This window comes from Streptomyces sp. R818 (genome assembly GCF_056172735.1).
In genome coordinates this window covers 1,344,406-1,364,600 of sequence record NZ_JAOCNE010000014.1, presented here as the reverse complement: position 1 = coordinate 1,364,600, position 20,195 = coordinate 1,344,406, and the positions used below count along the sequence as shown (strand labels likewise).

Below are 20,195 nucleotides of genomic sequence, written 5' to 3'. Positions count from 1 at the left end.
ACAACACATGTCCATTCACCTCAACTGTCGCTGTAGTGCGGCCCGTTGGCAACATCGGAACGCGCCTGACGGTGTCGGCGACATCGGACATTGGCGAGATGGTTGTCGGCGAGGTTGGCCAGTTCGCGGGCCTCGAGGTCGGCCGCAGCCCGCAACGGGCGATCGGTACGCGGCGTCCTCGTCACTTCAGGGCACCGGCCGGGTGCCCCGGCACGAGCGCCAGGCTGCTGGGCCGGGTGCTCGGTGGAGCCGGTCTCCGGCGTCCCGTACGGTCGATGTGTGAAGATCAAAGCGAGTGGCCCGCGCACCCTCGGCCTTCCCGCCTCCGAGGCCCGGTTGCGTTTCGACACGGAGATGCAGAAGATCGGCGGCGGCGCGCGGCGGCGCTTGCTCATGGTCGACGACGAGCCTGCCTTCGAGCTCAGCTTCTACTGCGGAACGTGTCCGTTCCTGTTCCGCCGGCTGGAGACCTCGACGCACAAGCTGAACCTGGACGAGATGCGGGAGCGGCTCACCGGAGCACTGGACGAGCCCGACGACGGTGACGTCATCGACGCGTTCGGCATGTTGCTGCCCCGAGGCGAATACCTCCCCCTGCTCCTGGAAGTGCGACCCCGGCTGGTCGTTCCCGGCAAGGAAGGCGACTACTTCAGCGACGAGCAGGTCACGACATGGGGGATCGATCAGTTCTGGGGCCTGCCCGAGTACCCGCACACCCCGTACTACCGAACGTTCGAGACCGCCGTCGATACGGACGCGCACCTCTACGAGTTCGTCGTGCCCATGGTCGCCCCCACATGGAATGACAGGGAGCGCGTCGATGAGTACGCCACGCTCATGGAGCAGGGCACCGTCCCTACTGCGGTGGCGATCTCCACACTCGACGTGTGTGAGCCTGCCGCCGGGATGCCGATGGACCACTACCAGCACTGGGGCCTGACCCACTTCCTTCTCGACGGCCACCACAAACTGGAGGCCGCCGCCGCGGTCGACAGGCCCGTGCGGATCCTCTCCCTCCTCGCCCTGAGCGAGGGCCTGGCAGCAGCGGACACCTGTGCTCGACTGCCTGAGCTGCGCGCCCGGCCCCGTTCGGCGCGGGTGTGAGCAGTACCTGAATCAGCTCCACGCCAGTCAGCTGCGCTCCAGGACGGCGAAGTGAGCTGCCCGGTGGCGTCGTTTCAGGGCATGATCATCTCGGTGAGGCGGAACAGCGACGGCACGCGCCTCGTTCTTCGCCCTTAGTGATCAGTAAGAGGAGACCCCATGCCTGCGATCCTTCGGCCACGGGCGCTGCACCCCGGCGATCTCGTGGTAATCGCCGCCCCCTCGGGCCCGCTCGAGCCGGGTGAAGAACCCCTGCTTGCCCGCGGTGTGGCGATCCTCGAGCGGATGGGTTTCCGCGTACGGGTCAGCCCGATGGTCGACCCGGCGCGGCGTCGCTGGTGGGCGTCGGGCACCCCCGCGGAGCAGGCAGGCGAACTCAACGGACTGCTCCGGGACCCGGAGGTGCGGGCCATCGTCGCTCACACCGGCGGACAAGCGACCATGAGCTATCTCGATCTGATCGATCTGGACGCGATCCGCGCCGACCCGAAACCGATCATCGGCTACAGCGACATCTCGCTGCTGCACATGGCGTTGCACTCCCGAACCGGCCTCGTCGGTTTCCACGCCGACATCGCCACGCACGGTTTCGGCAGCGACTGGTACACACTGGGCGACGAGGCCCGTCGCTCCGAGCTCGTCGAGCTGTACACCCGGGTGCTCACCAAGGCCGAGGCGCCGGGCGCGCTGCCGGCGAGGGCGACCTGGGAGACCTGGCGGTCGGGCAGCGCGCAGGGGCCACTCTTCGGCGGCTTGCTCAACCGTCTGATCCAACTGCAGGCGACGCCGTTCGCGCCCGCCGCCGAACGGTTCGAGGGTGCCGTGCTGTTCTGGGAGGAGCTTGAGCGGCCAGTCTCGCGCGTCTGGAACGACCTGCACACCTTGCGGCTCTCCGGTGTGCTGGACCGGATCGCCGGCATGGTGGTCGGCATCCCGACCGAGGTCACGTCCCACGAGGGTGGCGGACAGCGTGCGGACCTACGCGACGTGGTACTCGATGTCCTGGGCCACCGTGACATCCCGGTTCTCGCACATGTCGACTTCGGTCACACCTCGCCGAACCTGCCGCTCCCCATCGGTGTCCGCGCACACATGGACGCCGACAACCGGACGCTGTCCCTGATCGAGCCGACGGTCGAGTGACCCTGCTCCGCACACGGCCGCGCCATCCGCCTCGCGAACCTGATGCCGCTCCGTTTCCGGGCCCCAGTCGCTGCCCTCACCCAGTTGACGACGCAGGCCGGACGAGTGTCAGGCTGCGGAACTCGGACACACGTATCCCCCTCCAACCTCACTCGGCCGAGGGGGATACGTGCGTCCGGAGCGCAATGGCGGGGGCTAACCCCAATGCCGTTGCTTTACGGATTCGCGGGTTGGGGTCGTTGGATGCGGACGGCCTGGACACCGCCGCGGGCGGGCTGGGGGCAGGTCCGGTGTTCGGTCCGTTTGAGCCTGTAGTTGGACATCTTGCGTTTGACTACACGGGGCTGGCTGCGCAGGCGTCTGACCGGCAGGAGCCGCTCCAACAGGTCGTGCTCGAGCAGGACCAGCGCCTGGACCAGGAGGTCAGGGGGAAAAACGGCCCGGCGTGACGGTCACGCTGCGCCGGGCCGAGCGCAGGGTCTCGGTGAAGGAGATCCGGTCCGGATCCAGGCCGCCGGAGGCGGCGGTGCGAAACATCAGCTCACGCAGGGCCCGGTGGACCAGCAGGTGGGCCCAGATCTGCTGCAGCACCCCGTCCGGGGTCTTGCTGCTCAGCACGGTGTGCGCGCCGCGCTGGCGGGTCTTGAGCTCGGCCAGGACCGACTCGACTTCCCAGCGCTCTTGGTAGAGCGCGGCCAGTTGACGCGCCGGGAAGCGGCGGGCATCGAGCAGGCTGGTCACCAGCCGGTAGTCGCCGGCCGCCGGGCCGGCGTGGTCGAGCCGGTAGGCCAGGACCCTCACGGTGACCGGATCCCGCTTCGCGGAGTCGGTGCTGGCGTGGATGCGGGAGATCCAGGAGCCGTCCCGCAGCACCCGCTCGACTGGCAGGACGCGATTGGCGGGCACCCGCCACAACAGATCGGCGCCGCTGTCGGTGAAGGCCCGCCACAACGACATGCCGAGGAACTCGCGGTCGGCCAGCACCAGCTGGCCCGGCCCGCAGGAGCGGGGCAGGCGCCGGACCAGGGTGACCTCACCGGTGCGGCAGCCGGCCAGCTCCGCGTCCAGCACCAGATGCGTGCCAGTCTCCACCAGGCAGGCCATCCGCACCTGCGGGAAAGAACTCTTCTCCGGGCCGCGGGCGTTGCCCGGGCGGCCGAAGGCGGCCTCATTGGCCACCGTGTCGGCGACGTCCCAGCAGGTGCCGTCCACCGCCAGCAGCCGCAGGCCCCGCCAGAACACCCCCGGCGTGCTCTCGGTGCCCAGCGGTTTCGCCGTCGCGGTGAACAGCACCCGCAGCGGCTCACTCCCCAGCCGCTGCCGGGCCCGAAACAGCGAGGACTTCGCCGGAATGCGCCAGTCACCCAGCAGTCCCAGACCCCGCAGGCCCTCGACCAGGTGCCGCATAACCTCCAGATAGGGAGCGGGCGAGAAGAGCGCCAGGCCGAGCACGAAGTACACCACCAGCCGGGCCGGCAGCAGCCGTCTGCGTTGCTCCACCCGCCCGCAGGCAGCCACCACACGATCCACCAGACCCGGCGGATACACCCAGGTCAACAGCCCCAGACCCGATAAATCAGACACACTCACAGACACTGGCACCACCCCCGGGAGCAGTACGCAGCAGCCTACGCCGAACAGTTAAAACAACGGCATTGGGGCTAACCCACCTTCAATTCCATCTCGCAGTCAAGTGTCTGAGTGAAATCCTGACCTCCTTGACGGTAATCGAACCGGCAACGCTCGATGTTCTTCCGCGGTGGCGAGCTGATGCGAATCTTCGCTTGGAAGAAGATGTCGCTCTGCTGCTTGGGCGAGACCTTGACCGGGGAGTCGGCGTAATTCTTCAGGTGGGCGAAGTCCGGCGTGTCCGACTCGCCGTCCAGCGCCAGCAGAGGAAGGCCGTCGGTGTCGTTGACGTCGTACGCCGCGTACCCGACCACCTTAAGGCCCTCGGGTGGGTCGATGATGCTCGCGCCCGTGATCTCAATGCTTTCGCTGCTGACATTGTTCGGGACCGGGAGTGCGAAGTACCACGTCTGACCCACTTTGGCGTGGACGTTTCCAACTGTTCCGCTCGACTGCGCTCCCTCCGCGTCCAACGCTTTGCCATGGGACGCGGAAGGGGACCCGGACGTCGAGCAGCCGGCGAAAATCAAGCCGCACGCCACTACGGTCGCCACTCTAGTAAGAGTAGAAGACGCCCGGCTTCCCCGAAGGACTGTCATTCTTTCCCCAGATGTAGTGCTTGGAGTTCTTCCGGTCGCCCGCGGTGATGCGCTGCTTGTGGTCGCGGTCGTACCCCGTCGACCCGCCCAGGGAGACTCCGTACGCGCTGACGGCGCCCGACCACTTGATGCTGCGGTTCTTGCTGAGCTGGAAGTACGAGCCCCGGGCGACATATGCACGATGACTCTTCTTGGAGTCCAGGTAGGCAGTACCGTCCTTGCTCCGTACATCCTTGCCGTACTTGCCCGTGGCGCCGCCCGCGGGGATGGTGTACTTGCCGGGCTTGATGACGTAGCGGGTGAAGGTGTTACCGCCACCGCACTTCCACGTCTCCTTGTACTTCGTGTACTTGATCGGCACCTTCCACTGCTTCGCGTAGTAGGGGCCCTTGTTGGTGTAGCCGGTGGTCACACTCATCGACGAACCGAGGCTGACGCCTCCCGTGATCGTCCAGTTGCTGCCCGTCTTCGCCGCGACGTCCACGGTCGAGGACAGTTTGCTGTCGTAGTCCACCGATGCCTTGGCATCCCAGTAGGCGTGCCCCTCACCCACCGTGGTGTAGTAGATCTTCTTGTCGATGACCTTGGTCTTCGTGCGGTCGCACCCGCCGTCCATCGGGCGCACCACCAAGTTCTTGGTGTCCTGCCCATTGACCATGTACGGGTCGAAACCAGTCGGCAGGTCGCCTGTCGCGTTCTGCCATTTGGGGAGCGGGCTGTCGCCAAGCGTGTCGGTGGCGCTCGCTTCCTGCTTCTCGGCCCAACTCGCGGCGTAGGTCGCGGTCATCCTGGCGCTGGTCGTCCTGTCCTGCGCCTGGCTCAGGCTGGACACTTCGCTGCCGTCGGGGGTGGTGCCCAGCGGCAGGACCTCCGCGGGTGTGGCGCTCTCGTCATCGGCGAGGGCCAGGCTCAGCGCCGACGCCGTGGCGGTGGCCGGCGCTGCCGTGAGGTGGGTGATCCCGCCCATGGGGACGCCGGTCGGCGTCTTGCCCGTGACGGTCGCCATCGCGTTGACGATGCCGCCGTTCTCGGCCGCGGCCTGCTGGACGTCGGCGGGGAGCGACTTCGGCAGCTTCAGCGACCAACTGCCGTCGGCCGCCGTAACGGCGGTGCCGAGCGAGGGGAGCTCCACCTCCGTGCCGTCCTCGGGGACGGCGTCGATCGCCTCGACGTTGACGGTCAGCCCGGCGGCCGGCGCGCCGCTCCCCAGCACGAACGTGCCCTTGAGCACTTCCGGGGCGCCGGGGGCAGCCGGTTCCCCCGGCTCCTCGGGCACGACGGCAGGGGCGTCGGGGTCGTCCGTCGCCGCGCCCAGCGTGGGCTTCGAGTCGCCCGCATCCGCCAGACATGTGGCGGTGTCAGCGAGGACGTCGCCGGGGAGTTCCAGGCCGTATTCGGTGTTGGTGGCGGCGAATTCCGGCGTTTGCACATACGCCCGCACGGTGCCGTCGTCGGTGGCGGTCCGCACGGCGCCCGGGCCGGGGCTCCAGCCCTGCCTCTGTGTGGTGTCGGTGGTACCGACGACAGTGCCCTGAGCCGGGAAGCTCGGGCGAGGGCCGGCGGTGTAGGCCCAGGCCCGGACGACTCCGTCCTTCAGGGTGTACGTCGTCGAGCCGACGGCCCAGACGTCGTCGGCGTTGGTGAAGGCGACCACCGCGGGGTCACCAATACTCAGGACGGCGGGGTCCAGAGTTACCTCACCAGCACCGGTGAGCGGCGCGCTCTGGTGCCAGAACTCGAGCTTGCCACCGCCGTGGATGGAGAAGATGAGTTCCCCGTTGGACCACACGCGGTTGTGGCGTGCCGTCCAGTTGGACGTGTAGGTCTTGACCGGTGTGAGCAGACTGCCGCCGCTGCCGGTCCGGTCCTGGTAGGACTTCAGCACCCCGGCCTGCGTGATCTCGTAGATCACGCCGTGGCCTCCTGTGAAGTAATAGCTGTCGCTATTCAGGGCTGCCGATTTCCCGGACTCGATAAGAGCCGAGTCGGACCCGTCTGACGGATTCCAGTCGACGTACTTCTGGAGCTTGTTTCCTTCAGGGTTTATGAGGTAGGTCGAAACCTCCGTCGCACATGCCTCCGCCGCGGAGGCGGCGGTACCCCCTGTGAATTCTGGTGCCGTGATTGATCCCACGGCCAGGGCTATGACAAATGCCCCGCTCGTCAGGAGTCTGGTCCGACTCCGCGAAACGCTGGATGACACTCTCGTTCCCCCCAGTTTCGAAGACCGCGGTCGTTCGGTCTTCCGTAAGAAGAATCAAAGCACGAGGTGGATCATCCTCATAGGTCCTTCACAGATTCGGTGATCGTTTCGGGGTCTGTGCCGCGGTTTGTCCGTTCCACTTCTCTCAATTCCTGAGATTCTTTGAGGTTTCCTTGAGACAGAGACGGGGTGTGAAGGGAAGGGGCATGTCTTCCGGCCGCGCCGACATTGCGCAGCAGACATCGTGGCGTGCAGGCTGTGGGCTCCCGCGTTCCGCCCTCACGACGGGCGGTCTCGTCCGCTCGGGTCTTGCGGCGGCGCGGCGCCCGCAACTATGGGCTCATGCGGGCGAGAGCATCTCCTGAAGGTGAGGAGCCGCCTACCTGGCACGGTGCGCCAACTTGCTTCCTCACGCCTCGTCAAGGGTTTCGAGCAAGCGCTCGTAGGCCAGCTTCGGCCGCAGGGCCGCGTCCCACGGCAGGGAATCGGCCAGGCGCGGAGGGTAGGTCTTGATGTCGGCGGTGGAACCGTACCGGTCAGTGAATCCCCAGGTGGAGAACGATGTGCAGGTCGGCTCCTCCAGGCAGACCCGCAGCTTGCCCGCCATCTCGTCAGCCTGGGTCCGGCGCCCGTCCTCCTCGTCCTCACCTATGGGGACGTCCATCTCCGACACCCGCGCCTGAACCCCGAGCTCCGCCAGATCCCGCACATGGTTGCGGAAGGTCTCCGGGTCGGTGCGGTCGCCGGGTGCGTACTCATGGTTCTGGAAACCCACGCCGTCGATCGGTACGCCGCGTTCCTTGAGCCGCTTGACCAGCTCGTAGAGGGCGTCCCACCGCTCGCCTTCCTCCTCGACCCCGTACTCGTTGAGGAACAGCCGTGCCTTCGGGTCGGCCCGGTGGGCGGCCCTGAACGCCTCGTCGATGTACTCCTCGCCCATGGCCTCGAACCAGGGGCTCTGCTCGGAGCGCAGACCGAGATCCCCGTTGGTGTAGCTCTTGTCGTCGTCGGACATGGGCTCGTTGACCACATCCCATTCCGCGACCTTGCCCTTGAAGTGCCCGGCGACCTTGGCTATGTGCTGGAGCATGGTCCGGCGCACCTCCTCGGGGTCGTCGTTCTCCCGCATCCAGGTGGGCAGAGCCTCCTGCCAGACGAGGGTGTGCGCGTGCACCTTCATGTCGTTGGCGCGGGCGAAGCGCATGAGCAGGTCCGCGTCGTGGAAGTCGTAGACGCCCCGGCGCGGGTGGAGGAACTGGGGCTTGAACGCGTTCTCCGGAGTGAGCATGGAGAACTGGCTCCCCGCGAGCGCCCGGTAGCCTGCGTCGGTGAACAGCGGGTTCTCCGCCAGGGCGGTGCCGACGTCGAACGGCCGCCCCACGTCTGCGGCCCGCGCGCGCAGCGAGTCGTCGGACTGTTTCTGGCGTAGCTGCGGCGCCTTGATCACGCGGAGCGCGTCGCCGCTCTCTGCCCGCGCGGTCAGTTCTGTGAGACGCCATCCCTCACGGGGCTCGTCGTCACCCGCATCCGCTTCCAGACCGAACCAGACAGTGCCCTCGGCGAACACCCCCGGGTCCCGCACGGTTCCCAGCCGCCGCCCGTCGGCGCTCACGCGGAAGGTGTCACCGATGCTCGACACGGCGAGCGTCACCGTCCCGGAACAGCCGCAGTCGTAATCCTTTGAGGTGGCGGGCTCATCGCCCTCGCCGTCCCATATCTGTACCTTCACGTGTCCGTCGGCCCTCACGCCGACTCGGAGCGAGGGCCGCTCCTGTCGCCACTCGTCGTAGATGACCGGGGCTCGTCCGTACAGCCGCAGCCATGAGCCGCCGTCATCGTCACCCACACCGGACATGCGCGCGGTGACGGTGAAGTCGCCGTCGGACTCAAGGTGCGGGCCGGCCAGGTTCAGCGGGGGGTTGGGCCGGCCGCCGGAGGAGTCCTGCTCCACGATGCGCCGGTCCAATGCGCTGACTCGCAGGACATCGTTCCGCTCGGTGGTGCCCGGCATCTGCGTCCAGTCGTGACCTCGCAGCAGGTCTTCGTCCTTTCCGCCGCCCGCGCCTTCGCCCTGCCCCGTACATCCGGCCGCCACCACCATGACGAGCGCCACGGCGGCCAGTCGCTGCCACATCCCCCCACCCAGGACCACGGGCCCTCCCCACCCTTCTGCTCGAGACAAGATCAACGTCTCGAATCCGGGCCACAGTTCATCACACATGAGGTGTGGCCGCTTGTGTGGCACGTCCCAGCTCGTCTGGCGGAGCCGGACCGGATCGTTGCGGCCTGCGCGGAAGCCGTCCTCGCCCGCGAGCGGCAGCGCTGAAAAGGCGCAGTGAACCCGCTCCGCGCAGACAGCACCGTCACCCCTGACCCGCCCTGTTGGACAACCGTGTCGAAGGGGCACCGGCCCGCCGTCGGTTCCGTCATCTCGAGTGCTTGCCAAGCACCGTCTGGCTTCAGGAGGTCGGGGCCGCTCTGGCGTAGTCCCGCTCCTCAGGGGTACCCGCAGCGCACTGCCCGCGCGTGGAGGAGACGTTGATGCCGATAGGGCCTGGCGGTGGGGACGCAGCAGCGCCCGGGCGCGACCTCCTGGTCGGCGGCCGGTACCGGATGCGGGACCGGCTCGGATCGGGCGGGACGGCCGACGTGTTCGCCGCGGTCGACACGGTGCTGGGCCGCGAGGTCGCGGTGAAGGTCTTCCGTCCCGTCGCGGGCATGGTCACCGCGGACCGCATCTGCGACGAGGCGCTGACGCTGGCCCGCCTCCGTCACCCGGCCCTCGTCACCGTCTACGACGCCGGACGGCACGGCGACAGCGCCTACATGGTGACCGAGCTGGTGCGCGGCACAACGTTACGGAACCGTCTCGCCGCCGGTTCCCTGACCTCCACGCAGACCATCCGCCTGGGGACGGTCCTGACCTCGGCGCTCGACCATGTGCACGGCTGCGACATCATCCACCGTGACATCAAGCCGTCCAACATCCTTCTCGACGAACTCGGCGCGCCCCGGCTCGCGGACTTCGGACTCTCGCGCGCCATCGACGAGCACACCCTCAGCGAACCCGGGACCCTGGTCGGTTCTCTCGCCTACATGGCTCCCGAGCAACTCCTCGGCGGCGGCGCGAGCAAGGCCAGCGACGTCTACGCCCTGGGCCTGGTCCTCATCGAGGCCCTCAGCGGCGACGCCTCACGTCGCACCACACCCCTCGAGGCCGGCATCAGCCATCTCCTCCAAGCACCCCGGATCCCCGACCACGTCCCTGCTGGTCTGGCCCGCCTGCTCTCCCTGATCACCGCGCAGGAGCCGCAGGAACGCCCGGACACCGCCCGCCTACTGCGCCTGCTCGAAGAGGCCGCATCCGCCCCCGCGCCCGTTTCGCATGCGATGATCCGCGCCTCGGAAACCTCCACGACGACGGCTACGCACCGGTCCCCCTCCGTCAAGGCAGCCACCCCCGCAGCAGCCTCAGCGGATTCTCCGGCGGCGGCGCCGGCGCGTTCTGCCGGAGCAGCTGCTGCCGCACCCGGCCACCGCACCCGTCGGACGTGGTTGCGGCCGGTGACTGTCGCAGCGGCGGGAGTGCTGACACTCGCCATCACCGGCACCGTCCTGACCGACGTCGCCCCGCCCCCGGCTGCCGGCGCAGGCACCCATCCGCACCCCTCCCCCTCGAAGCCCGCCAAGACGACCGCGCCCCAGTCGGATCCGACCGACGGCACCTCCAAGGACACGCCGCCACCCGTCCCTGCCACAACACGGCACCCCGGCCCCGAGCCGGGCCGCTCCACCAGCAACGCAGCCGCACACCGCTCCGCCGAAGCCCACAACACCGCCCACACGGTGCCGTCCCATGCCACGTCGCCCTCCCGCCGCCCGGCTCAGGAGACGAAGAAGCAGCAATCCAAGAGCCCCAAGAAGCCGAAAGAGGCCAAAGAGACCAAGAAAAAGAAGTGATTCGGCCGCTCGAACGGGATCGGAGGTGCGCTGCATCCGGTCCCGCGAGCGACCTGCTGACGACATCACAGGGAGCTGGCGAACGCGGCAACGATGGCCGCGTCGTCGCGGGCTCCGGGCGGTTGAGTCGCGCCTCTCAGATGGCTGACCGGCCCTACTGCGCGCTGGCGGCCGGGCGCACCACGATCTCGTTCACGTCGACCTCGGCGGGCTGGGAGACGGCGAAGGCGATGGCGTCGGCGATCGCGGACGCCGGAACGGCCACCGAGCGGTAGGTCTTCATGTCCTCGCGCGCACGCGGGTCGGAGATGGAGTCGGCGAGCTCGGACTCGGTGACGCCCGGGGAGACCACGGTGACCCGGATGTCCCCGGCCGACTCCTGGCGCAGCCCCTCGGACAGGGCGCGCACGGCGAACTTGGTGGCGCAGTAGACGGCGGCCGTCGGCACCACCTCGTACGCGCCGACCGAGGCCACGTTCACGATGTGACCGCCGCCCTGCTGCCGCATGACCGGCAGGGCTGCCGCGATGCCGTGCAGCACCCCGCGGACGTTCACGTCGAGCATCCGGTCCCACTCCTCCACCCTCAGCTCCGACAGAGGCGAGAGCGGCATGACTCCGGCGTTGTTGACGATGACGTCCGCCCGTCCCCAGCGCTCGATCGCGGCCGAGACGAAGGCCCGTACGTCGGCGGCGTCGGTGACGTCGAGCCGCCGGAAGTCGGCGGTGCCCCCGTCGGCGGCGATCCGCCCGGCCAGCTTCTCCAGGCGCTCCGTACGGCGCGCGCCCATGAGCACCCGGTGGCCGTCGGCTGCCAGGCGCAGGGCCGTCGCCTCACCGATCCCGCTGCTCGCGCCGGTCACCAGGACGACCTTGGTGGTCTGCGTCATGACGATGTCCTTCCGATGGATGAATGGATGGATGGAGGGGAGGTTCCGCAGTCGGCTGACCGCGGAACCGAGTCTGTGCGGGACGGCCCGCACCGGACCAGGACGGCCGTTGCCTGGGTATGGCACACCCAGGCAACGCGACGGACGGCCGCCTAGTCTTGGCCGCATGGACGACAACCACTTGGGTGCCTTCCTGCGGGCCCGCCGGGCCGGCCTCACGCCACGGGACGTGGACATGGTGAGCCACGGGGCGCGCAGGGTCGCCGGACTGCGCCGGGAGGAGGTCGCGGTCCTCGCCGGGGTGAACGCCGACTACTACACCCGTCTGGAACAGGGCCGCGAACGCAACCCCTCCCCCCAGGTCCTGGACGCCCTCGCCCACGCCCTGCGGCTGGACAGCGACGCGCGGACACACCTGTTCCGCCTGGCCGGCGGCGCACCCGGTGCGGGGCGCTCCGTTCACACGGCGGCCGGGGTGAGTCCGGCGCTGCGCCAGTTGATGGACGGCTACCCGCACACTCCGGCGTTCGTCCTGGGCCGCACCCTGGACGTCCTCGCCACCAACGCCCTGACCGACGCGCTCTTCACCCCGTTCGACCCGGCGGACAACCTGGCCCGCATGATCTTCCTCGACCCCGCGGGCCGGCACTTCTACGCGGACTGGGAGCGGGCGGCCCAGGCCGCCGTGGCCAATCTGCGGGAGGGCGCCGGCCTCGACCCGGACAACCCCGAACTGCGCCGCCTGGTCGCCGAACTCACCGCACACAGTGCCGAGTTCGGCCGGCTGTGGAGCGCCCACGGCGTACGCGGCAAGAGCCGGGACGCCAAGGACCTGCACCACCCCGAGGTCGGTCCGCTCGCCCTCACCTACCAGGCCTTCGACGTGCGCGACGCCCCAGGCCAGCAACTCGTCATCTACCACGCCGAACCAGGCAGCCCGAGCGCCCGCGCCCTCGGCCTCCTCGGCTCCCTGCACGCCACCCGACGCCGCGCGGAGGCCGAGCCGCCCACCCCCTCGTAGTCCGCCGGACATCAGCTCCTGAACAGGCCGCGAGCGTCACCTCGCGCCGAGCCCACAACCGCACGCCCGACGGCACACGTGTGGGGGCCGTTCGCGAACTGCCCCCACACCTACGCTGCTCCCGCCCCGCAGTGGCGACGCTGCACCATCGTCAGCCGCTCTCCCCCAGCACATGCCGGTCGCGGCTCGCGAGGGCGCCCGTCCACATCTGAAGGATGAGCAGCCCGAGCAGGGTCAGCATCGGGACGCTCCAGCCGCCGGTCATGGTGTGCAGAGCGCCTAGGCCGAAAGGGCCGAGGCCCGCCAGGAGGTAGCCGAAGCCCTGGGCCATCATCGAGACGTGGCCGGTGTGCCGGGCGTCGGGAGAGCGCCAGACGATGTAGGTCAGGGACAAGCTCAGCGAGGCACCCTGGCCCAGTCCCAGCGCGGTCATCCAGACGTACGCGGACGATGCGGGGGCCGCGGCCAGGCCTGCGAACGCGGTACCGGTCAGCACGACGGCGACCGCTACAGGAAGCCATGCCGGCCGCGTCCGTGCGGCGAGTGCGGGCGTGACGAGCGAGGCGGCCATGCCGAGGAAGGCGGTGTACGACAGCATCCAGCCCGCCTCGTGCGCGTCCATGCCCGAGTCCCGGAGCAGGGTCGGTACCCAGGTGAGGGTCGCGTAGTAACTCATGCTTTGCAGCCCCATGAGCGCGGTCACGGCGAGGGCGACCGGATCGCGGGTGAGCGCGCGCACTGTCGGCTCGCCGTCAGCGGACGGAGCGTCGGCGACCCGGTGGGTTCGTGGGTCGAGGTCGGGCGCGGGCCGCATCTGCGGCACGAGGAGGAGGAAGGCGAGCAGCGCGGGCACCGCCCACAGCGCCAGAGCTGGCCGCCAGCCACCGCCCAACCAGGCGAGCATCGGCACCGTGACCCCCGAGGCGAGGGCCGCGCCGGCGGAGAGGACCGTCGAGTACAGGCCCATCATCAGGCCGGCACGGTGCGAGAAGTCCCGCTTGATCGCGGCGGGCATGACGACGTTGGCCACCGCGATCGCCGCGCCGACGACGACCGTTCCGGCGAAGAGGCCCACGAGGCTCGGCCACAGGCGCAGCACGATGCCCGCGGCGAGCGCGGCCATCGTCGCCGCGAGGAGCCGGTGCGAACCGAGGCGACGGCTCAGCGCCGGGGTGACGAAGGCGAACGCGCCGAACGCGACGACCGGGATGGTGGTGAGCAGGCTGACGACGACTTCGGAGAGCCCGAGATCCGCCCGGATGTCCGAGAGCACGGGGCCGACCGAGGCGACGCCGATACGCAGATTGAGCGCTGCCGTGAGCAGGCCGACGGCCAGCCAGACCCCGCGGCGTCGGGCCACGGAGCGGGCGGGGGTCCGGAACCGGCGGCCCGGCGTCGGTTCCTGGAGGAGGGAGGGGGTGGGAGGGGTCACGAGGGTGTCCTTTCGATTCGCCACCCCAGTCCATCCGACCGCCGAGAGGCGGCCAACTGATAACCTGACCAGTAATGCCCGAAAACCGCCACACGCTTCTACGGCCCGGCTCCGACCCCCGCGAGCAAGCCTTGCGCGAGCACGTCTTCCAGCTCGGACACGATGAGCGCACACCCGCGCACCGGCACGCGCGTGGACACCTGGTGTACGCGGCGACCGGCGTCCTCTCGCTGGTGACCTCGGTGGGGGCTTGGACCGCCCCGTCCAACCGGGTCGTGTGGATCCCCGCGGGCTTCGAGCACCAGCACCGTGCGCACGGGCACACCGACATGCGCATCGTCTTCATGGCGCCCGGCCTCGCCGCACTGTTGCCCGCGCACCCCGCGGTGCTCGTCATGACACCGCTGGCACGCGAGGCCACGCTGGCCCTCACCGGCTCCGACCGCCGTTCCGCGAGCGCCCGCGCACGGCTGCGCCGGGTCGTCATCGACGACATCACCACCGCACCCGAACAGCCGCTGCACCTTCCCGAACCCCGCGATGACCGCCTCCGCGCCGTGGCCTGCCTGGTCGAGGAGGACATGGCGCACCCACTGACACTCGGTCAGCTCGGCCGCCAGGTCGGCGCGGGCGAGCGCACCCTCAGCCGGCTCTTCCAGCAGGAGACCGGGATGAGCTTCCCCCAGTGGCGCACACAACTGCGCGTCCATCACGCGCTCCTGCTGCTCGCCGACGACGTGTCGGTGATCCACACGGCCACGGCCTGCGGATGGGCCAATCCGAGCGCCTTCATCGACGCGTTCACCGCACTCGTCGGCCAGACACCGGGCCAGTATCAGCGTGCACTGCGGGCAGAAAGTGGATCAGAACCCCAACGCGGTGGTCCTGGCCAGATTGTGGGTCGTGCCGTCACCGCCGAGGGCCCGATCGCACCCCCATGAGGCCTGTGAGCACAATGGACGCCGTGACATCGACGCTCGACTACCAGCAGGTTCTTCAGCGGATCGCCGAGGAGATCGCGCGGACGCCCGGCCGGGGGCGGTCCGCCGACTACATCCCCGCGCTCGCCGCACGCGACCCGCGCGCCTTCGGCATGGCCGTCGCCGAGCTGGACGGCACCGTCCACGGAGTGGGCGAGTGGCGCGAGCCGTTCTCCACGCAGTCCATCACCAAGGCCTTCACCCTGGCCCTGGACCTGGCCCACGAAGGCGACGAACTGTGGGAGCACGTCGGCCGCGAACCCTCCGGCAACCCGTTCAACTCCCTGGTACAGCTCGAGTACGAGAACGGCATCCCGCGCAACCCGTTCATCAACGCCGGCGCCCTGGTCGTCACCGACCGCCTCCACACCCGTACGGGCGACGCCGCGGGCGAGCTCTTGCAGCTGTTGCGCACCGAGAGCGGGAACCCGGACCTCGATTTCGACCTGACGGTCGCCGCCTCGGAGGCCGCGCACGGCGACCGCAACGCCGCCCTCGGCCACTTCATGGCCTCCTACGGCAACATCGACAACCCTGTCCCGCTCCTGCTCGAGCAGTACTTCCGCCAGTGCTCCATCACCGCCTCCTGCGCCGACCTCGCGCTGGCGGCCACTCTCCTGGCCCGGCACGGGGTACGCGCCGACGGCAGTCGGCTGCTGACCCGCAGCCAGGCCAAGCAGGTCAACGCCGTCATGCTGACCTGCGGAACCTATGACGCGGCCGGCGACTTCGCCTACCGCGTCGGCCTGCCCGGCAAGAGCGGCGTGGGCGGCGGCATCATCGCCGTCGTGCCTGGTCGCTGCGCGCTGTGCGTGTGGAGTCCCGGCCTGGACGAACGCGGCAACTCCGTGGCCGGAGTGGCGGCGCTCGACCTCTTCACCACGCTCACGGGGCTGTCGGTGTTCTGATCCCGCCGGGCCCCGGGCGGCTCCGAGACTCCGGCATGTGGCCGCAGAGGTGATGACTCTCAACTAGGAGGGCCGGTCCTCGGCCGCTGCATCTCTTCGTCCAGGGCCATGGCCGCCCCGACCAGGGCGAGGTGGGTGAAGGCCTGCGGAAAGTTGCCCAGTTGCTCGCCCGAGGGGCCGATCTCCTCGGCGAAGAGACCGACATGGTTGGCGTAGGTGAGCATCTTGTCGAAGGCGTGGCGGGCCTGGTTGAGCCTGCCGCTGCGGGCGAGCGCCTCGACGTAGAGGAAGCTGCACAGGTTGAAGGTTCCCTCGGAGCCGCGCAGGCCGTCCGGGGATGCTCCGGGGTCGTAGCGGTAGACCAGGCTGTCACTGACCAGTTCCTCGTTCATCGCGTCCAGGGTGCTGATCCAGTCCGGGTCGCGGGGCGAGATGAAGCCGACCTTCGGCATGAGCAGGAGCGAGGCGTCCAGGACGTCGGTGTCGTAGTGCTGGACGAACGCCTGCCGTTTCTGGCTCCAGCCGCGTGCGACGATCTGACGGAAGGCCGCGTCCCGGGCGGTGGTCCAGCGCGCGATGTCGGCGGGGCGGGAGAACTCGGTGGCCGCACGGACGCCGCGGTCGAAGGCCACCCAGGTCATCAGGCGGCTGTAGGTGAAGTCGTGCCGCCCGCCCCGGGTCTCCCAGATGCCTTCGTCGGGCTGGTCCCAGTTCTCGGCGAGCCAGTCCAGTACGTCGCTCAGCGCCTTCCAGCCCCGGATCGCGCCTATGTCACCGCCGACGATCAAGGCATCGGCCGCCTCACCGTAGATGTCGAGCTGCAACTGCGAGGCCGCCGCGTTTCCCGCGCGCACGGGGCGGGATCCCTGGTAGCCCTCCAGGTGGTCGAGGAGTTCTTCGGACAGGTGAGGGTCACCGTCGACGCGGTACATGATCTGCAGGGGGCCCGTCGCGGCGGAGCCCGCGTGGATCCCAGCTATCGCGGCACAACCGTGGAAGCCGATGCCCGCCGGCTTCCGTGCCCCGTCGAGTGGCACCCCGGCTACCAGCTGACCGTGGAGGATCTGCGGCGCCATCCGGACTACCGCGGGCAGGAGTACGTCGACCTGGGCGCCGAACTCGCGGCCGACGGCAGCCTCAACCCTCGCATCATCGGCGAGGCGGCCTCCTGCGGCCGTTACGACCCGCAGGACCTCAAGAAGGTCTGGCACTGCCTGGCTCGCTTCGGCGCGCCGACCCTTGCCCGGGGCCACGAACGGCTCCCGCAGGTCAGCGCGTCGTCCTGCTGCACAGGTGACAGCACCTGATCACCGCCCGGCTGCACAGGTGACAGCACGTGGTCACCGCCCGGGTGAGGCCAACTTGCGAGGTTCGATGCGTTCCTCCACCGCCTCGGATCCATCGCGGCTGACTATGTAGGCACCCTTGCCGCTGATCTCCGTCACCGCCTCCACCAACTCCGTTCCCCGGTACACCAGGCCGACTCCGTCATCCGTGCAATGAGCGGTGGGTATGCCGCCGTCCTTCACGAGCTGGTGGATCAGCGGGCGTCGTCCCTCATCCGAGTCGTAGTGCACGCCGTTGCCGTACGGCAGGAAGCCGAGCGCGTTTGTGACCGGGCGCAGTTGCGGCCCGAACGAGTCGGTCGCACCTCCCTGGAACCAGCAGATCGAGCCTGCGCTGACTCCGCTGAGGACGACACCGGCCTGCCAGGCACGGTGCAGGATCCGGTCCAGACCGTGTGCTCTCCACACCGCCAGCAGGTTGACCACCGAGCCGCCCATGACCCAGACGACATCCTGGTCGAGAACCGTTCCCTCGACGTCCTCGACGTTGGGCATGGGGAACAGTTGCAGAGGCGTCAGATCGAACCCCGCCACCCGCGCGGCCTCGTTCATACGGGCCGTGAAGTGCTCGGCATCCCCGATGGCGGTGCCTACGTACATGACGCGGGGCCGCCGACCGTGCACACCGGACAGGTCAACCGCATGATGCACCAGAGCATCGAACGTCACCCTGGTTCGTCCTCCGAGTCGATGCCCGCCGGAAGTTGCGAGAATGGTCGGTTCCGTTGCCTTCATGAACATGAGCGTATCGGTGCCGTGTTGGCGCAGGTGAGCGGGCGCGGCGTACCGGTCCTCGCCCACTTCGGGCGGAACGTGGCCTGCCAACTCCGATCGAAATCGGGGGGGTTGCGCCGCACCTCGCCAGTCATGGTCTGCACACACTTCTTTGCACGCACTTCTATGCACAGACTTCTGTGTGGTCTATCTTGAGGGTCATGGAACACCCGCAGCAGCCTTCCCAAGTGCATCTGACCCCCCGAAACCTCCGCGGCATCGCGCACCCGCTGAGGGTGCAGATCCTCACCAGCCTGCGGACGGAGGGACCGGCCACGGCCACCACGGTGGCCCGCCGGCTCAATCTGAACACCGGGGCGACCAGCTACCACCTGCGGCAGCTCGCGGAGTACGGCTTCATCACGGAGGAGCCGTCCCGGGGTGGACGGCGTGAACGGTGGTGGCGGGCGGCGCACGCCAACACCGTCGTGCCCGACGACGAGGTGCTCGACGGCAGCGAGGGGCTCGGCAGTGCCTATCTCCAGGCTCTCGGCCAGGTCTGGTCGGGCGCCCTGATGGCCGCGATCGAGGCGACCCCGTCGCTCACGCCGGAGTGGCGCGACGCGCAGGACTTCGGCGACTACGCACTGACGCTCACCCCGGCCGAGGCCAAGGAGTTGACGGCGGAGATCCACACCCTGCTCCGGCGGCGTACCGCCGCCGCGGCCTCCGAAGCACAGCCGCCGGACGGCGCGTCGCGGGTCTCCTTCCAGTTCCAGTTGTTCCCGACCAGCGAGGACCGGCACGCCCCCCAGCCCGACGACATGGAGTAGACCGATGCCCACTCAGCACACAGTCACCAAGGAAGCGCCGGACACACGCCCCAGGGTCCTGCGCGGGCTGGTCGGCATGCTGGCGGCCTACGCGGCCGCCCTGTCGGCCAACCGGGTGCTGTCCATCGCCCTGCCCTGGTTCGTCCTGACGACCACGGGCAGCGTCGGCAAGACAGGCTTAGTGGCCTTCTGCCAGATAGTCCCGTACGTGATCTCGCAGGCACTGGCAGGTCCGATCATCGACCGTGTCGGACCCAAGCGGATCAGCGTGGCGGGCGACCTCTTGTCCACCGCCGCGATGGCCACCGCCCCGCTGCTGTATCTGACCGGCAGTCTGCCCTTCGGTGTCCTGCTGGCGCTGCTGGCAGTCGTCGGGGCGGCCGACGGGCCGGCCAACGGCGCCAAGGGCCTCTTCGTACCGTCGGCCACCCGCGCCGCCCGCGTCCCCATCGAACGCGGCACCGGTCTTTCCGCCGCTGTCGAGCGGACGGCCACGACCGTCGGTCCCGCCATGGCGGGCGTCGTCGTCACCGCCTTCGGCAGCCTGTACGCGCTGTGGGTCACCGCCGCGCTGTTCGCCGTGTCGGCACTGATCGTCTCCTCCACCCTGACCGACCCGGTGCCCGAGCCGCACGAGGTCCCGGTCGAGGACGGCGGCGGCTACTTCTCCCAGCTCCGCCAGGGTGCGGTCTTCCTGAGGGACGCGAAGCTGCTCCGGTCCATCGTGGGCATGCTCGCGGTGACCAACCTCCTGGACCAGGCGTTCATGTCCGTGCTGCTGCCGGTGTGGGCGAAGGAGTCGGGGAACGGCGCGCAGGCCGTCGGCCTGGTGGTGAGCGTCTTCGCCGCGACGTCGATCATCGCCGCGCTGGTGGCCGCCGGGGTCGCCGAGCGGCTGCCGCGGCGCACCGTCTACTTGATCGGCTTCTCCCTGGGCGGCCTGCCCCGGTTCGCGGCGATGGCGACGGGGGCACCGCTGTGGCTGGTCCTGACCGTGCTCGCGGTGGGCGGCCTGGGGTCCGGCTTCGTCAACCCGATCGTGGGCGCGGTGACGTACGAGCTGATCCCGACTCCGCTGCTGGGCCGGGTCAAGACACTGGCGCAGGCGGTCACTTGGGCGGGCATCCCGTTCGGCGGACTCCTTGGGGCCGGCCTGGTGACCCTGACCGGCACGTCGACGGCGCTGTGGATCGTGGGCGGGCTGTACCTCGTGGCCATTGTCGTGCCGGGCATGAGCCGGGAGTGGTCCGGGATGCGTAAGCGGACGGCGCCCGAAACCACATCCGTGGACTCCGCGGGTAGCACGGACACCACGGCCTCCGCGGCCCACAGCCTGCCGCAGCAGAAGCCGCGGGAGGAGTCCTCGGTCCAGACCGCGGCCTGAACCGGCGCGGCAACGGCGAGGCACGCGTGCGGTGGCCGGGGCATCCGCCT

15 protein-coding genes and 2 pseudogenes are annotated in these 20,195 nt (G+C 69.3%); 9 read left to right on the top strand and 8 right to left on the bottom strand.

Annotated elements, in window-relative coordinates; all coding sequences use genetic code 11:
- Positions 1 to 279: 279 nt before the first annotated feature.
- The gene (locus N5I75_RS37965) at positions 280 to 1,104 is read left to right on the top strand and encodes a hypothetical protein (protein WP_476684786.1); all 825 of its coding nucleotides are present in this window, start codon (positions 280 to 282) and stop codon (positions 1,102 to 1,104) included.
- 159 nt (positions 1,105 to 1,263) lie between these two features.
- Complete coding sequence (locus tag N5I75_RS37960) at positions 1,264 to 2,247, top strand: S66 peptidase family protein (RefSeq protein ID WP_476684784.1); 984 nt, start codon at positions 1,264 to 1,266, stop codon at positions 2,245 to 2,247.
- A 423-nt stretch (positions 2,248 to 2,670) separates the two neighbouring features.
- On the opposite strand, the gene N5I75_RS37955 is transcribed toward N5I75_RS37960, so the two are convergent.
- From N5I75_RS37955 to N5I75_RS37940, 4 genes are all read right to left on the bottom strand, one after another.
- Entirely contained in the window at positions 2,671 to 3,831 is a 1,161-nt protein-coding gene (locus N5I75_RS37955; RefSeq protein WP_476677332.1) for an IS4 family transposase, read from the bottom strand.
- 77 nt (positions 3,832 to 3,908) lie between these two features.
- On the bottom strand, positions 3,909 to 4,430 hold the full coding sequence (locus N5I75_RS37950) for a hypothetical protein (protein WP_476684782.1): 522 nt from the start codon (positions 4,428 to 4,430) through the stop codon (positions 3,909 to 3,911).
- A 1-nt stretch (position 4,431) separates the two neighbouring features.
- Positions 4,432 to 6,387 carry a hypothetical protein gene (locus N5I75_RS37945; RefSeq protein ID WP_476684780.1) on the bottom strand — a complete coding sequence of 652 codons (1,956 nt, stop codon included), beginning with the start codon at positions 6,385 to 6,387 and terminating at the stop codon, positions 4,432 to 4,434.
- A gap of 700 nt (positions 6,388 to 7,087) precedes the next feature.
- Positions 7,088 to 8,830: an endo-1,4-beta-xylanase gene (locus tag N5I75_RS37940; protein WP_476684778.1), complete on the bottom strand. Its 1,743-nt coding sequence runs from the start codon at positions 8,828 to 8,830 to the stop codon at positions 7,088 to 7,090.
- A 389-nt stretch (positions 8,831 to 9,219) separates the two neighbouring features.
- Between N5I75_RS37940 and N5I75_RS37935 the strand changes: the two genes are divergently transcribed.
- Complete coding sequence (locus N5I75_RS37935; RefSeq protein WP_476684776.1) at positions 9,220 to 10,638, top strand: serine/threonine-protein kinase; 1,419 nt, start codon at positions 9,220 to 9,222, stop codon at positions 10,636 to 10,638.
- A gap of 154 nt (positions 10,639 to 10,792) precedes the next feature.
- Here the strand turns inward: N5I75_RS37935 and N5I75_RS37930 are convergent, their stop codons facing one another.
- A complete protein-coding gene (locus tag N5I75_RS37930) occupies positions 10,793 to 11,527 on the bottom strand; it encodes an SDR family oxidoreductase (RefSeq protein ID WP_476684774.1) in 735 nt (244 codons plus the stop codon).
- A 166-nt stretch (positions 11,528 to 11,693) separates the two neighbouring features.
- Here N5I75_RS37930 and N5I75_RS37925 point away from each other — a divergent pair, with 166 nt between their 5' ends.
- The gene (locus N5I75_RS37925) at positions 11,694 to 12,548 is read left to right on the top strand and encodes a helix-turn-helix domain-containing protein (RefSeq protein ID WP_476684772.1); all 855 of its coding nucleotides are present in this window, start codon (positions 11,694 to 11,696) and stop codon (positions 12,546 to 12,548) included.
- Positions 12,549 to 12,699: 151 nt separating this feature from the next.
- On the opposite strand, the gene N5I75_RS37920 is transcribed toward N5I75_RS37925, so the two are convergent.
- Complete coding sequence (locus N5I75_RS37920) at positions 12,700 to 13,980, bottom strand: CynX/NimT family MFS transporter (protein WP_476684770.1); 1,281 nt, start codon at positions 13,978 to 13,980, stop codon at positions 12,700 to 12,702.
- Between the two features lie 74 nt (positions 13,981 to 14,054).
- Between N5I75_RS37920 and N5I75_RS37915 the strand changes: the two genes are divergently transcribed.
- Positions 14,055 to 14,921, top strand: a complete 867-nt coding sequence (locus N5I75_RS37915) for an AraC family transcriptional regulator (RefSeq protein ID WP_476684768.1) — start codon at positions 14,055 to 14,057, stop codon at positions 14,919 to 14,921.
- Positions 14,922 to 14,935: 14 nt separating this feature from the next.
- Positions 14,936 to 15,868, top strand: coding sequence for a glutaminase (locus tag N5I75_RS37910; RefSeq protein ID WP_476684950.1), 933 nt, complete (start codon positions 14,936 to 14,938; stop codon positions 15,866 to 15,868).
- A 59-nt stretch (positions 15,869 to 15,927) separates the two neighbouring features.
- Here the strand turns inward: N5I75_RS37910 and N5I75_RS37905 are convergent.
- Positions 15,928 to 16,821, bottom strand: a pseudogene (locus N5I75_RS37905) (glycoside hydrolase family 15 protein); the annotation flags it as partial.
- Positions 16,822 to 16,833: 12 nt separating this feature from the next.
- Between N5I75_RS37905 and N5I75_RS37900 the strand changes: the two are divergent.
- Positions 16,834 to 17,175: pseudogene (locus tag N5I75_RS37900) on the top strand (DUF3626 domain-containing protein); the annotation flags it as partial.
- Between the two features lie 33 nt (positions 17,176 to 17,208).
- Here N5I75_RS37900 and N5I75_RS37895 read toward each other — a convergent pair.
- Positions 17,209 to 17,949 carry a Type 1 glutamine amidotransferase-like domain-containing protein gene (locus tag N5I75_RS37895; protein WP_476684766.1) on the bottom strand — a complete coding sequence of 247 codons (741 nt, stop codon included), beginning with the start codon at positions 17,947 to 17,949 and terminating at the stop codon, positions 17,209 to 17,211.
- A 200-nt stretch (positions 17,950 to 18,149) separates the two neighbouring features.
- Between N5I75_RS37895 and N5I75_RS37890 the strand changes: the two genes are divergently transcribed.
- Together N5I75_RS37890 and N5I75_RS37885 are read left to right on the top strand one after the other, a co-directional pair.
- The gene (locus N5I75_RS37890; RefSeq protein ID WP_476684764.1) at positions 18,150 to 18,761 is read left to right on the top strand and encodes a helix-turn-helix domain-containing protein; all 612 of its coding nucleotides are present in this window, start codon (positions 18,150 to 18,152) and stop codon (positions 18,759 to 18,761) included.
- A gap of 4 nt (positions 18,762 to 18,765) precedes the next feature.
- Positions 18,766 to 20,145 (top strand): MFS transporter, encoded by a 1,380-nt coding sequence (locus N5I75_RS37885; protein WP_476684762.1) that lies wholly within the window; start codon positions 18,766 to 18,768, stop codon positions 20,143 to 20,145.
- Positions 20,146 to 20,195: the final 50 nt, after the last annotated feature.